Source organism: Flavobacterium sp. MK4S-17, assembly GCF_009848495.1.
Classification (GTDB): Bacteria; Bacteroidota; Bacteroidia; order Flavobacteriales; family Flavobacteriaceae; genus Flavobacterium.
The window spans coordinates 139,929-153,687 of sequence record NZ_WWEP01000021.1; the positions used below are offsets into that span (position 1 = coordinate 139,929).

At 36.6% G+C, this 13,759-nt stretch carries 12 protein-coding genes; 9 read left to right on the forward strand and 3 right to left on the reverse strand.

Features of this window, described 5'->3' with window-relative positions:
- Window position 1 precedes the first annotated feature (1 nt).
- The 9 genes from GSF09_RS08875 to GSF09_RS08915 all read left to right on the forward strand — a co-directional run bounded on the left by GSF09_RS08875 (window position 2) and on the right by GSF09_RS08915 (window position 10,732).
- Window positions 2–874, forward strand: coding sequence for a glycosyltransferase family 2 protein (locus GSF09_RS08875; protein ID WP_159800589.1), 873 nt, complete (start codon window positions 2–4; stop codon window positions 872–874).
- 2 nt (window positions 875–876) lie between these two features.
- Window positions 877–1,989: a glycosyltransferase gene (locus GSF09_RS08880; protein ID WP_159800590.1), complete on the forward strand. Its 1,113-nt coding sequence runs from the start codon at window positions 877–879 to the stop codon at window positions 1,987–1,989.
- Complete coding sequence (locus GSF09_RS08885) at window positions 1,982–2,587, forward strand: sugar transferase (protein ID WP_159800591.1); 606 nt, start codon at window positions 1,982–1,984, stop codon at window positions 2,585–2,587. The genes GSF09_RS08880 and GSF09_RS08885 overlap by 8 nt, the downstream gene beginning before the upstream one ends.
- Before the next feature lie 5 nt (window positions 2,588–2,592).
- Window positions 2,593–3,600 carry a sugar-transfer associated ATP-grasp domain-containing protein gene (locus GSF09_RS08890; RefSeq protein ID WP_159800592.1) on the forward strand — a complete coding sequence of 336 codons (1,008 nt, stop codon included), beginning with the start codon at window positions 2,593–2,595 and terminating at the stop codon, window positions 3,598–3,600.
- On the forward strand, window positions 3,593–4,219 hold the full coding sequence (locus GSF09_RS08895) for a NeuD/PglB/VioB family sugar acetyltransferase (RefSeq protein ID WP_159800593.1): 627 nt from the start codon (window positions 3,593–3,595) through the stop codon (window positions 4,217–4,219). The genes GSF09_RS08890 and GSF09_RS08895 overlap by 8 nt, the downstream gene beginning before the upstream one ends.
- Window positions 4,220–4,281: 62 nt before the next feature.
- A complete protein-coding gene (locus GSF09_RS08900) occupies window positions 4,282–5,418 on the forward strand; it encodes a DegT/DnrJ/EryC1/StrS aminotransferase family protein (protein ID WP_159800594.1) in 1,137 nt (378 codons plus the stop codon).
- A gap of 87 nt (window positions 5,419–5,505) precedes the next feature.
- Window positions 5,506–7,473 carry a polysaccharide biosynthesis protein gene (locus tag GSF09_RS08905; RefSeq protein ID WP_370515988.1) on the forward strand — a complete coding sequence of 656 codons (1,968 nt, stop codon included), beginning with the start codon at window positions 5,506–5,508 and terminating at the stop codon, window positions 7,471–7,473.
- 129 nt (window positions 7,474–7,602) lie between these two features.
- Complete coding sequence (locus tag GSF09_RS08910) at window positions 7,603–8,355, forward strand: polysaccharide biosynthesis/export family protein (protein ID WP_236564869.1); 753 nt, start codon at window positions 7,603–7,605, stop codon at window positions 8,353–8,355.
- A 1-nt stretch (window position 8,356) separates the two neighbouring features.
- On the forward strand, window positions 8,357–10,732 hold the full coding sequence (locus GSF09_RS08915; protein WP_159800596.1) for a tyrosine-protein kinase: 2,376 nt from the start codon (window positions 8,357–8,359) through the stop codon (window positions 10,730–10,732).
- Here GSF09_RS08915 and GSF09_RS08920 read toward each other — a convergent pair.
- Genes GSF09_RS08920 through GSF09_RS08930 form a run of 3 tightly spaced genes read right to left on the reverse strand, consistent with a single transcriptional unit; the run spans window position 10,721 to window position 13,619 of the window.
- Complete coding sequence (locus GSF09_RS08920; protein ID WP_236564870.1) at window positions 10,721–11,434, reverse strand: tyrosine-protein phosphatase; 714 nt, start codon at window positions 11,432–11,434, stop codon at window positions 10,721–10,723. The two genes, GSF09_RS08915 and GSF09_RS08920, sit on opposite strands and share 12 nt — an antisense overlap.
- 41 nt (window positions 11,435–11,475) lie before the next feature.
- Window positions 11,476–12,618, reverse strand: coding sequence for a DUF4105 domain-containing protein (locus GSF09_RS08925; protein ID WP_159800598.1), 1,143 nt, complete (start codon window positions 12,616–12,618; stop codon window positions 11,476–11,478).
- 11 nt (window positions 12,619–12,629) lie between these two features.
- A complete protein-coding gene (locus GSF09_RS08930; RefSeq protein ID WP_159800620.1) occupies window positions 12,630–13,619 on the reverse strand; it encodes a PorV/PorQ family protein in 990 nt (329 codons plus the stop codon).
- Window positions 13,620–13,759: the final 140 nt, after the last annotated feature.

Below are 13,759 nucleotides of genomic sequence, written 5' to 3' on the forward strand. Positions count from 1 at the left end.
TATGGCATATAATGAAGAATCTCCTCTGGTAAGTGTAATGATGCCGGTATATAATGGGATAAATACATTGCCACTGGCTGTTAACAGCCTGTTGAGCCAGACTCATGCTAACTGGTTTTGTATTATTGTTAATGATGGATCAACAGATGGTACTAAGGAGTATTTGGATAACCTTACTGACCCGAGGTTTAAAATTATTCATTTTGAAGTTAATAAAGGCAGGCCTTATGCAAGGCAGGCTGCCCTGGAAGCTGCAAAAGGAGAATATTTGGCATATCTTGATGCAGATGATTTTTACCATCCTGAAAAGATACAGAAGCAGTTGGATGTTTTTATCAAAAATCCTCAAATTAGCCTTGTAAGCTGCGGGATGGGCTCATTTAATGATGGTTTTCAGTTGGAAAGGATAAGATGTAATTACACCACTAAGCCTGTTAAATATAAAATGGGGCAAAACTATAAGCCAGCGCGTGCTGCAGCTATGGTAAGGCTTCCCGATGCCAAATTTATTAAATACAATCTCAACCTTAAATATGCACAGGATACGGATTATTTTGTGAGGTATATGGATGATAAATTTTATATCAATATAGAGGATGTACTTTATTTTTATTCAGAATTTAACTCGGTAACTAAATCAAAAATATTAAAAACATACTATTATGTATTAAGGAATAATGTTCTTACCTTTAAAAGTAGCCCGGCAAAGTCAGCTAAGGAATTTACTATAAATTCTTTAAAATTTGTATATACTGCTGTATTATCGCCGTTTGTAAGTAAGGATTATTTTTTAAAGAAAAGAGGCGCATACCCTGATAAAGCCGAATTACAAAAATTTAATGATGCTTTAAAACGCATAAACAGGAATGATTAATAATGAAAAAAATTCTTTATACAGCGTCAACTGAAATACATTTGCTTAGCTTTCATATTCCTTATCTTGAATGGTTTAAAAACCAGGGATATGAGGTTCATGTGGCATATAAAGGCACTAACCCCATTCCTTTTGCAGATAAACAATGGAATATTCCTTTTGGCAGGTCACCATTAGACAAAACAAATATAGAAGCTTACAGGAAGCTTAAAAAAATTATAGATTCCAACAATTATAACATTATCCACAGCCATACTCCTATGGCTTCTTTTGTAACCAGGCTTGCCTCAATTAAAGCAAGGAGGAAGGGTGCAAAAGTATTATATACTGCACATGGCTTTCATTTTTATAAAGGCGGGCCTTTAAGCAACTGGCTTTTATTTTTTCCGGTGGAATGGCTTATGTCTCATATAACAGATGGCATGATAACTATTAATAAAGAAGATTATGACTATTTACATTCAAAAAAATTTGGATGTAAAGGTAAGTATATGATTAACGGTATAGGGATAGACCCTAAGAGGCTTAAGCTTACGGATAAATCTCAAAAGCAGGCTACAAAGGAAAGCCTTAATTATAATAACAGAATTCTTGTTTTATATATAGCGGAATTTATTGACAGGAAAAACCATAGATTTATTTTAGAGGCAATGCCCGAAATTATAAAATCCTGCCCCAATATTAAATTTTTGTTTGCCGGAGGTGGTGTTTTACGGGATAAAATGATGAATTTTGCTTCTGAAAACAATCTTGATAACTATACCGATTTTTTAGGTTTTCAAAAAGATATAGGAAAGTTTATCTCTGTTGCTGATATAGGGGTTTCATCCAGCAAACAGGAAGGTTTGGGTTTAGGAGTGGCAGAGATGATGTTTAACGGCATACCGGTTATAATATCAGAAGACAGGGGGCATAAAGAATTAGTGCAGAATGAAGAAAACGGATTTATGTTTGCCCAGAATGACCATAGTGCATTTATAAACTATGTAAAGAGACTGTATGCAGATGAGGAATTAAGGAATGATATAGGCGCCAAAGGCCAGAAATCTGTTGATAAATTTTTAATTCACAATTCTTTGGCCCAAATGATACAAATTTATAAGGCATATGTATAAATTTTTCTTTAAAAGAGTTATTGATTTTACGGCAGCACTTATCGGGCTGGTAATTTTATCGCCTATATTGTTAATAGTCATAATTCTATTGTCGATACAAAATAATGGAAAGCCTTTCTTTTTTCAGGAAAGGCCGGGTAAAAATGCCAAGCCGTTTTATATTATAAAGTTTAAGTCAATGACAGATGCGCGCGATAATGAGGGTAAACTATTGCCTGATAATGAGCGTATAACAAAACTTGGAAAAATTGTGCGTAAAACATCTGTTGATGAATTGCCACAGCTTATAAATGTTCTAAAAGGGGAAATGAGCCTTATAGGGCCAAGGCCGCTGTTGTTTAAGTATATTCCTTTTTATAATGAGGAACAATTAAGAAGGCATGAAATGCGCCCGGGAATTACCGGTTGGGCACAGGTAAACGGTAGGAACAGTATAAGCTGGACTGATAAATTCAGGCTTGATGTATATTATATAGACAACGTATCTTTATGGCTGGATATTAAAATTTTATGGCTCACACTGCTTAAAGTTATCCGCAAGGAAGGCATAAATCAAAGTGATGACAGGCCTATGGAACCCTTTAATGGTAAAAATTAAAAGTAATGAAAAGAATTATCTACCTGGCCTATTATATGAAAGAGCTTGATAAAGCCAAGCTTAAAAAATTTACAAGTGAAGTAAAAAGGGCAAAAAATATATCGGGTTTTAAATTATGGAAAGATGTAATTTCTTCATCTTTAAAATACAATATATCTATACTTGATTATTTTTATTTCAGGTTTTATGAGCTTGACAGTGAGCAGCGTAAAGCTTATGCCGGAACAGGATATATGTATGAATACCAACTTAAAATGAATCCGCCTGCCCACCGCAATGTGCTGGAAGATAAAATACTGTTTCTTGAAAAATATAAAGATTTTGTTATAAGGAAACACAGTACCTATGCTGCTCTTAAAACAAATAAATCACTGCTTGAGGAATTTTTAAGTAATCCGTCTGGAAAACTGGTTGCAAAAGGTTCAAAAGGACAGGTGGGTGCTGAGGTTAAAATAATTAAAACCCAGGATTATACTGCCGAATCGCTTTTAAAATACATGAAGGAAAATAATCTTGACCTTTTGGAAGATTATGTTGTGCAGCACCCTGATATTATGGCGGTTTCACCTTCAGGTTTAAATACCATACGGGTTTTTACACAAATAGAAAACGGAAAACTTTATTACCTGGGTGCACGTTTCAGGATAACTATAAATTCTGCTGTAGATAATATGGCGGCAGGTAATCCAGCAGCCCCTATTGATATTGAAACGGGCAAAGTTAACGGCCCGGCAATTTTCAGCGATATAACACGCGAAGGCATAACTGTACATCCTATTACGGGAGCACAGATAGTTGGCTTTACCATACCTTTTTGGGAGGAGATAAAAGAAATGCTTGAAAAAGCAGTTTTTTTGGTTCCGGAAAACCGCTCTATAGGCTGGGATATTGCAATAACAGAAAAGGGGCCGGAGCTTATTGAAGGAAACCATAACTGGTGTAAACTTTTATGGCAGCTGCCGGTTAGGAAAGGCCTTAAAAACGAACTGGAAAAATTTGCTGTAAATGGCTAAAAAATTATTGATTATTGGTGCCGGTAATGTTGGGGGGTATATTTCTTACAATATTGAGGATTTTGGAGATTATGATGTTTTAGGGTTTTTGGATGACAATCCGGAAAAACACGGCAAAATTTTTTATGGCAGGGAGGTTTTAGGTGCTGTTTCGTCAATCGATAATTATCTTAGTGATGACTTAAGCGTAGTTATTGGGATTGCCAATCCGCAGGCTAAGAAAAAAACAGCGGAGCTATTAAGCTCCAAAGGGTTGGATTTTCCTAATTTCATCTCTAAAAATGTTTGGTTATCCCGCCAGGTAAGTATAGGTAAGGGCATTATATTGTATCCGGGTGTTTCGGTAAATTATGAAACTGAAATACAGGATTTTGTAATAATGAATATGAATTGTGCCATAGGGCATAACTGCACAATTTCCCGGTTTTCATCTTTGGCACCCGGTGTTAACCTGGCTGGTTTTACAAAGCTTGGAGAAGGTGTAGATATGGGTATAGGTGCTTCAACAAGGCAGGGTGTTGTTGTAGGCAATAATTCACTTGTGGGAGGTCAGGCTATGCTGGTTAAAAATATAGAGGAAAACGTTAAAGTTAAAGGTGTGCCTGCAGCAGAATTTTAATATTTAATGTTTAGCTAAATTTCAAATTAATACTTTTGCAGCAAATAAATCCACAATAATACATGGAGAAGAGTAAAATATGGCTTTCGTCACCACATATGGGTGGCAATGAGCAGGCTTATATAAAAGATGCATTTGACAGTAACTGGGTTGCGCCGCTTGGGCCCAATGTAAATGGGTTTGAACAGGATATTGAAAAATACCTTTCGCAGGATGTGTATGTTTCTGCCTTGAGTTCAGGTACGGCAGCACTGCATTTAAGCCTGATAATGCTGGGTGTGGGTGCCGGTGATGAGGTTATATGCCAGAGCATGACTTTTTCGGCAAGTGCCAACCCTATTGTATATCAGGGGGCTACGCCGGTTTTTGTAGATAGCGAACCTGATACCTGGAATTTATGCCCTAATGCCCTTGAAGATGCCATTAAAGACCGTATAGCAAAAGGGAAAAAACCTAAAGCTATCATTGCGGTACATTTATACGGCATGCCTTTTAAAGCTGATGAAATACTTGAAATAGCTAACAGGTATGAAATACCGGTAGTGGAAGACAGTGCCGAAGCATTGGGAAGTACTTACAAAGGAAAAAAATGCGGAACGTTTGGTGAGTTTGGGGTTTTATCTTTTAATGGCAATAAGATAATTACCACATCCGGTGGAGGTGCGCTGGTAACAAAAAGTAAAGAAAAAAAGGATAAAGCTGTTTTTTTATCTACTCAGGCAAGGGATAATGCCCCGCATTACCAGCATAGTGAGATTGGTTATAATTACAGGATGAGTAATATATGTGCAGGCATCGGCCGCGGACAAATGGAGGTGCTGGATGCCCATATAGAAAAGCGCAGGGCTATGAATAGTTTTTACAGCGGGTTATTTAAAAGTAATGATTCAGTTACTGTGCTTACAGAGCCAACTTCTGATTATTTTTCTAATCACTGGCTTAGTGCAATTACAATTTCACCCGATAATGACAAAAGCCTGACACGTGAAGATTTAAGAAAAGCATTAGAAGTTGAAAATATTGAATCCAGGCCATTATGGAAACCGATGCATATGCAGCCGGTATTTGAAAAATATCCTTATTACGGCGGCAAGGTATCCGAAAAATTATTTGAAGACGGGCTTTGCCTTCCTTCAGGATCAAATTTAACTGGTAATGAAAGAGATAGGATAAAAGAAGTAATTACAGGGCTTTTTTAAAATATTTTGAATATCTTTCAAAGATAAATACGGCAAAATGTTAAATTTGCATTAACATAAACTTACAACTAACTTGTGGATAATAAGATTAAAGATAATTTAAATCATGCTGTAGATCATGCTTTAGGGAATACTAAGCTATGGCAAAGCATCCACAATCTGGGATATTTACCAAGATGGATTATCCTTCTATTGGACTTACTTGTGGTTTCAATAACAGGTATTTTATCCTATATACTAATATACAGGACAGGGGTTTTATATGTAAAGCCAAGCCTTTTTGTTATTAGTATTCCTGTATATTTATTTATAAGTGTACTTTCTTTCAGGACATTCAGGACCTACTCCGGTATCATAAGGCATTCCTCTTACATTGATGCTGTAAAAATATTTTTCTCTCAATTTACAACAGCTTTCCTGCTCCTTGCAATAAACAGTATTTATAAAGCTGTAGAAGGCAGTTTGCTTTACCTTAACATAGGTATATTAATAAATGCCATTTTTTCGTTTAGCTGCTTGTTTTTATACAGGGTTTTGGTTAAACAGTTTTTTGAGAGCTATTTTTATAATATAAGGAAAGGCCAGTTAATAAAGGCTATTATTTATGGTACTGATGCTAATGCAATAGCAGTGGCTAATGCATTAAAATCGGAAGTTCCGGGAAGATTTAAACTGGTTGGCTTTATTGATAAATACAGCCAGAATAAATCGAAAATGATCCTCGGGCTGCCTATTTTACAGCACAAGAAAAAAGTTTCAATCCTTATGAGGGTTTTCGGGGCTCAGGCATTGATAATTGCCGATAAAAGCCTTTCGAAGGAAGAGAAACTTACTATAGTTGACGAGTGCCTTGAGTTTAATTATAAGGTTTATACAGTCCCTTTGGTTTCTGATTGGGAAGACCAGAAAGAAATATCTAAAAAAATCAAGAATTTCCAGATAGAAGACCTGCTGGAAAGGAAGCAGATTGTTTTAGATAATAAATCGATATCCTCTCAGCTTAAGGATAAAGTAGTTTTAATTACAGGTGCAGCAGGGTCTATAGGCAGTGAAATAGTAAGGCAGGTAGTGCAATTCAGGCCTAAATTAGTAATTATGCTTGACCAGGCAGAAACACCTTTGCACCACTTGGGGCTGGAAATGGGTAAGTTAGGGCTTGATATCAGGATGCTTACTATTATATCGGATGTAAGGAATAAAAGTGCCCTTACCGAATTATTCAAAGTTTATAAACCCGATGTGGTTTACCACGCTGCGGCATACAAGCATGTGCCTTTAATGGAAGAAAATCCTTCGCAGGCAATATTCGTAAATGTACAAGGAACAAAAAATTTAGCGGATTTGGCCTGCGAGTATAATGTGGACAGCTTTGTAATGGTATCTACAGACAAGGCCGTTAACCCCAGCAATGTTATGGGGGCAAGCAAGCGGATTGCAGAAAAATATGTTCAGTCGTTGTATGTTAAATTAAGTAATGATAAATCCTGCAAAACCAAGTTTATAACTACAAGATTTGGTAATGTATTGGGTTCAAACGGTTCGGTTGTGCCTTTGTTTACCAAACAGATAGAAAATGGCGGGCCTATTACTCTTACGCACCCCGATATTATTCGTTATTTTATGACTATTCCCGAAGCATGCCAGTTAGTTCTTGAGGCAGGTGCTATGGGTAAAGGAGGGGAGATTTTTATTTTTGACATGGGCAAGCCGGTTAAAATTATTGATTTGGCCCGTAAAATGATAAGGCTTGCAGGCTTTGTGCCTGATAAGGATATTGCAATAAAGATTATAGGCTTAAGGCCGGGAGAAAAGTTATATGAAGAGTTGTTGAACGATACTTCAAAAACGCTGCCAACGCATCATGATAAGATTATGATAGCCCAGGAAGTATGTGATGAATATGATACACTGCATATTTCTGTTAATGACCTTATAACAATAGCCAATGGCTTTGAAAATGAAAAGATAGTAGCTAAAATGAAAACTATTTTACCTGAGTATATAAGTATGAATTCCGGATTTGAAGCTTTGGATAGTAAAAGAGTGATTTTATAACTTAAAAATAATTTATTTTAATATAAATGCTATTCCATAAAAACTATATTTGCCCAAATTATATTTACCTGACCCAATTTAAAGAGAACTAAAGTCCTTAGTATGGCCAAAAAAATATTGTGTTTTTTTATGTTATCCCTGGTGTTAACATCCTGTGTTTCCAAAAAGAAGATTACTTACCTGCAAAATATTGATGAAATTCAAAACGGTAATAGTGAATCTTATGAGCCTAAACTAAAGCCGGATGATTTATTAATGATAATTGTTTCTGCACCCGATCCATCTCTTGCGGCCCTGGCCGAACCATTTAACCTTCCTGCCATAGGTATTATAAATTCCGGTAATGATGGTTTGGGCGGTGGAGTGCGTTATCAATCCTATCTGATTGATGCAGAAGGATATATTGACTTCCCTGTACTTGGAAAATTAAAGTTGGCAGGACTTAATAAAGCGGAGGCAGTGGATTTTATAAAATCTAAGTTAGACCCAAAATACCTTAAGGATCCAATAATTAATATGCGTATTAACAACTTCAAGATATCAGTTTTAGGGGAGGTTGCAAGGCCGGGAGCCTATTCTGTAGGTACAGAAAGGATTACATTGCCAGAAGCCCTGGCGTTGGCAGGTGACATGACTATTTACGGCAACAGGAAAAATATTTTGGTGGTGCGCGAGATGGAAGGGGTTAAGACCCATGCTTATATTGATATTACAAAAGCTGACTTTATAAATTCACCTTATTACTATTTAGACCAGAATGACCTGGTTTATGTTAACCCTAACCGGACAAAGGCGAATTCTTCTGCTGTAGGACCTAACATAACCGTGGGTATTTCGGCTATATCATTATTAATTACAATTATAGCGTTAGTAACCAGATAACATGCAACAAAATATACCTGTAATACAAAACGAAGAGGATAGCAAATTTAGGCTGCGGGAGTTACTGCTGGATTATTTGGTTAACTGGCGGTGGTTTTTACTGTCAGTAGTTATATGTATGATATGTGCAAAACTTTACCTGCGCTATTCTACGCCCAAATATGAAATATCATCTACTATACTTATAAAAGATGATAAAAAGGGAGGTATGGCCTCTGAGTTAACTGCTTTTAGCGAATTAGGCGCTCTGGCGAGCGTAAAAAGCAATGTTGATAATGAAATGGAGATACTTAAAGCCAGGACTCTTATTAAAAATACCGTTAAGGAGCTTGGTTTTAATATTACTTATTTTAATGAGGGTAAATTAAGGACATCTCAGGCCTATAAAAAGTCTCCGTTTAAAGTTAATTTTATAAACAGGGAAGAAGATTTTTATGAAACCGATACCACTTTCACCATTAAGGCATTATCTCAGGAAAAGTTTGAGATATATGATATGAATGAAAAAAAATCGGGAACCTATAATTTTGGGAATAAGATAAATACTGTCATGGGCGACATGATAGTAACTTCTACAGCCTTATCCGGTAAAACCCCGCAGATTATTGTAAAAATAAGCTCCTTGGATAAAGTTGCCAATACATACAGGGGGACATTGAAAGTTGCAGCAGCCAATAAAATGACCAGTAGTGTAATAACATTATCGGTTGTTGATGCTGTTAAGGAAAAAGGAGTTGACTTCCTGAATATGCTTATCCAAAAGTATAATGAAGATGCTATTAATGATAAAAATATGGTTGCAAGGAAAACAGATATTTTTATCAACCAAAGGCTTGATTCTATTACTAAAGAGCTGGATAGCGTGGAGCTTGATGCCGAGTCTTTTAAACGCAAAGAGCGGGTAACAGATATTGTTTCGGAAGCACAGTTATTTTTATCAACCTCAAATCAATATGAAGGGAATGTTATAGAAACAGCCTCCCAAATGAAAGTTGTTGACTACCTCATTAATTATGTAAACCAAGCATCAAATGATGATTTAATACCGGCTAATTTATTAGATGATGGAAGTTCCGTTAACTTAATAGGGGAGTATAACCAGTTGGTTTTAGACCTGCAGCGTTACAAGGAAAATGCTACTGCAGATAATCCTACAATTGCTAACCTTAATAACCAGATAGCCGGTGTAAGGAGTTCAATTAAGGAGAGCCTGCTAAACAAAAAATCTTCATTAAAAATAGCGCAGCGTGATTTACAAAAGCAGGAAAGGCTGCTTGGGGGTAAACTTCAGGAAGTGCCTCGCCAAGAAAGGGAGTACCGCGTTATAGACAGGCAACAAAAAGTAAAGGAAGCTTTATATTTATACTTATTACAAAAGCGTGAGGAAAATGCCATATCACTAGCTGTAACTGCACCTATATCTAAAGTTATTGATGAAGCCTATGCTAACCCTATACCTATTTCACCCAAAGGTAGAATGGTTTATTTGGCTGCATGCATGATTGGGTTATTTTTGCCTTTTGCTTTTATTTATGGTGCTAAACTTCTTGATACTAAAGTACACAGCAGGCATGACCTTGATGCGCTTTCCGTTCCGTTTTTAGGTGATGTTCCTAAGGCGGAAATGAATAATGAAATCATTACACTTAACAGCAGGTCAAGCACTGCAGAATCATTAAGGATAATCAGGACTAACCTCGAATTTATGCTGGGGCAGGTTCCTAATGGCACTGCCAAAACTATATTTGTTACATCAACAATACCTAAGGAAGGAAAAACGTTTATATCAGTAAACCTTGCTTCAACCTTTGCATTGTCTGGAAAAAAAGTTTTATTGGCCGGTATGGATATCCGTAATCCTAAACTGGATGAATACATCAATATCCCTTCAAAAGGGCTTACCAATTACCTTTCTACCAATGATGCTAATGTTAATGATTATATAGTTAAGCTGGATGGCTACGATAACTTTTATGTCCTCCCACCGGGTATAGTCCCGCCTAATCCTGCCGAATTGCTTATGCATCCTAAAGTAGAGATGATATTTACTGAATTACAAAAGGAATTTGACTATATAATTGTAGATACAGCGCCTATAAGCCTTGTAACGGATACGCTAATTATAGCTAAATATGCCCATAGCTTCCTATATGTAGTGAGGGCAAACCATCTGGATAAGAGAATGCTGTCTGTACCACAATCATTATATGAAGAGGGCAAGCTGCCTAATATGTCTATCATAATTAATGATACAGGTAAGAAAAAAGGCTATGGCTATGGTTACGGCTACGGCTATGGTTACGGCTACGGCTACGGTTATGGCTATGGGCAGGATGTACCCAAGAAAAGCTGGCTTGACAGGATTTTAAGAAGATAATTTAAAAAAGCTGTTATTATTAAGTGCAGCCAGCAGGGCGTCGTGTTTTTTCAACAGTATTTTATTTTTAAAAGACTGCGCATGCCTTTCATGGTGAACATCTGAACCGGTATAATCAATGAGGTTATTATCCAAAAGCTTTTTACAGATATCTAAAACTGGCTTACCATAATAGCCGGTTACTGAAAGCAGGTTGATTTGAAACAAACAGCCTGCTTTTTTTAGTTTTTTATACTCCTCAAAATTTTGGTGGTAAAACAGGTATCGCTCCGGGTGTGCAAGTACTGGTTTATATCCTGCCAATTGTAACTCAAACAATATTTCATAAAGCTGTATAGGCGGATTAAGGTAAGACATTTCTACCAGCACATAATTATCCTTTAATGTAAGTAGCGGTTCCTTTTTAAAAAGTTCTACAAAGGTTTCATCCAGTATATATTCAGCGGCAGCTTTTAACAGCCGTGATATATTATTTAAGTGTAAATGTTTGTTGGTTGTTTCTTCTGTTTCGAGTATGCCATCCCTGGTATTATTATACATCCCGGTTAAAACGTGCGGGGTTGTTATAAATTCCGAAAAGCCATATGAGTTTAGTGTTTGTATTAGCTGTACGGTATCCTCATTAGTTTTTGCACCATCGTCTATTCCGGGTAATAGGTGCGAATGGATATCTACATATCCTTCAGGAATTAAATCTGCCAATATAGCTTTAGGCTTATTAAAAATAAACAACGTTATAAATTTTAAGGATTAGTAATAGTATTTTGCTTTAATTTAACCTGCATCAATATCCTTATAAATATGATGATATTCGTAGCGGCTATTGGCAGTATCATAACAAAATGAGGCTTATTAAAGGTGAAAATAAGGTATAAAATTAATAACCCTATGCATATATATAATGTTATTACTATTGTATTTTTTTTCCCGGCTATTGTAAAGTACAATAATAGTAAAAACAACGGGTTAATTAATAAGGCATTATAGTTTTGTGTTATCTCTGTATGATAAGAATAGAAGCCTACAAAACAGAAGAAAAGCCCCAGCAGCCCGGTTAAGGCGAGATAGCTTCTTAGAACAGTTTTACTACGGGTAAAGAACATTAAAGCCAGCATAATAGCTGAGAAGAAGTAATAGTTATTCCAAAAAGGTTTGTTGCTTTCTTTTTCTTTGGCTTTATATACATGTACGGGGGGTAGGGCTAATCGCTCTCCTTTAATTTTAGTATTATCAACTCCTTCCAGCAGTTCCTGAGGCAGGAAAAGCTTATCGGAAACTTTATCGGTTTTATATCCAAACATGAGGTTGATGCCTAAATTTTCAAAAAACATATTGTCGAGGTATGAATGTATAATCTCCCTGTTGGTTTTACCCTTATCTGATGTTTCTTCAGAAATTTTTCCCGGGATATTCCTGCTCAAAATATCGGCTACCATGGTGGTACAGTTGCGGTCAATAAATTTATAGGTGTAGTAGCGCTTTTCCGATAGCAAGGTACTGTTAAGTTCATTATAAATGTTTTGTTTCTGGCGCTGGCTTATATCAAGCACCTGTTCATATACATCCCTGTTGTAGTAAACATACTGGTAAATAAACTCCTCATAAGAGCTGACAGAAACAAAATATTTAAGGTCGCCTTTAACAAATTTCAGGTAGAAATTGGGTGTGTCAAAATCAAACGTGCCAAAATTATATACCGCATCAATGTTGCTTTCCTTATCATATATACGAATAGCCGTATGCCCGAATACAGAATACAGTTCTTCACCCGGCCCGCAGGTAAGCAATGTGATTTCGGCTTTGTCTGAAAGCGGAATCTGGGCAAAAAAGTTTTGGCAATATAAAAGAAGAAGCGGTAAAACTAATAGTACTTTTAAACGGCGCATTTTGTTTGTTTTTATCGCCTAAAGATACCCAAATCTACCCTTAAAGAAAAAATATTTGAATATAGTGCGGCACTTTGGTCGCCAATATCAGTCAATGCATAGTCAACAGCTATGCCTTTATATTTAAAGCCTACGCCAATATTGGGCTGAAAACTTAATTTTTCCGAACCGTCAAGCTGTATTATATTTTGAAAGTTGCCGGCACCCGCACGCAGGTAAACAATATCAATATAGCCAAACTCTAACCCCACAGCCGGGTCTATACTCACTACTTCTGTAGAAATAATATCATTGGTTTGGGCAAAGCGCATATTAAGGTTTGCAGCAGCCAGTATGCTGTAATCATAGCGTATTACAAATTTCTTGGCAATGCCCAGTTGTGCCTTTGGTAATGTTATTTCTGTGGTTTCGGGCAGTTCCTGGTTTTCGCCCGGTACCGCATCTTTTATAGTTTCAAACTCGTCTTCGTCAATATTCCAAACATTATAGGTTGTGGTAATATCGCGAAGCATCAGGCCGAATTTCCATTCATTATCTGTTTCATACTGTATGCCTATATCAAAACCAAACCCCCATGAATTGGCAAATTTGCCTATTATACGCCGGATTACTTTTGCATTAACGCCATAGTTTAAACCATCAAGAGGTAAGGAGCGGGCGTAGGAAAAAATAACGCCGTAATCTGCTGCCGAAAAAAGGCTGATACGGTTATAGTCAATATTGCCTTCGCTGTCAATAAGCTGGGTTGTGTTCAGTATATCGTCCACACCAAATCGTATAAGCGATACGCCAAAAGCACTCCTTTCATCTATAGGCATGGCAAAGGCCGCATAGTCATACTGTGCAATATTGGCAAAATAGCTGGCATGCATTAAAGAAAGCTGCTTGTCTTCCACCTTTAGCAACCCTGCAGGGTTCCAGTACCCTGAATTTACATCAGAAGTATGGGCTGTAACCGCATTACTCATGCCCAGGGCAGCAGCATCAACCCCAATATTCATAAATTCATTGGAGTATTTCCTTACTGACTGGCCATACGAAATGATGGAAAGGAATAAAGGTGAAATTAATAATAACTTTCTCAAAGCTTTTATTTTGTGTGCAAATATGACATAAAAATCTCAATTACTAAACTCCATTT

What these genes read in the sequence shown, in the direction of transcription:
- GSF09_RS08875 (WP_159800589.1), top strand. Translation starts at nt 2, where the DNA reads ATGGCATATAATGAAGAATCTCCTCTGGTAAGTGTAATGATGCCGGTA.
- GSF09_RS08880 (WP_159800590.1), top strand. Translation starts at nt 877, where the DNA reads ATGAAAAAAATTCTTTATACAGCGTCAACTGAAATACATTTGCTTAGC.
- GSF09_RS08885 (WP_159800591.1), top strand. Translation starts at nt 1,982, where the DNA reads ATGTATAAATTTTTCTTTAAAAGAGTTATTGATTTTACGGCAGCACTT.
- GSF09_RS08890 (WP_159800592.1), top strand. Translation starts at nt 2,593, where the DNA reads ATGAAAAGAATTATCTACCTGGCCTATTATATGAAAGAGCTTGATAAA.
- GSF09_RS08895 (WP_159800593.1), top strand. Translation starts at nt 3,593, where the DNA reads ATGGCTAAAAAATTATTGATTATTGGTGCCGGTAATGTTGGGGGGTAT.
- GSF09_RS08900 (WP_159800594.1), top strand. Translation starts at nt 4,282, where the DNA reads ATGGAGAAGAGTAAAATATGGCTTTCGTCACCACATATGGGTGGCAAT.
- GSF09_RS08910 (WP_236564869.1), top strand. Translation starts at nt 7,603, where the DNA reads ATGTTATCCCTGGTGTTAACATCCTGTGTTTCCAAAAAGAAGATTACT.
- GSF09_RS08915 (WP_159800596.1), top strand. Translation starts at nt 8,357, where the DNA reads ATGCAACAAAATATACCTGTAATACAAAACGAAGAGGATAGCAAATTT.
- GSF09_RS08925 (WP_159800598.1), bottom strand. Translation starts at nt 12,618, where the DNA reads ATGCGCCGTTTAAAAGTACTATTAGTTTTACCGCTTCTTCTTTTATAT.
- GSF09_RS08930 (WP_159800620.1), bottom strand. Translation starts at nt 13,619, where the DNA reads ATGAATATTGGGGTTGATGCTGCTGCCCTGGGCATGAGTAATGCGGTT.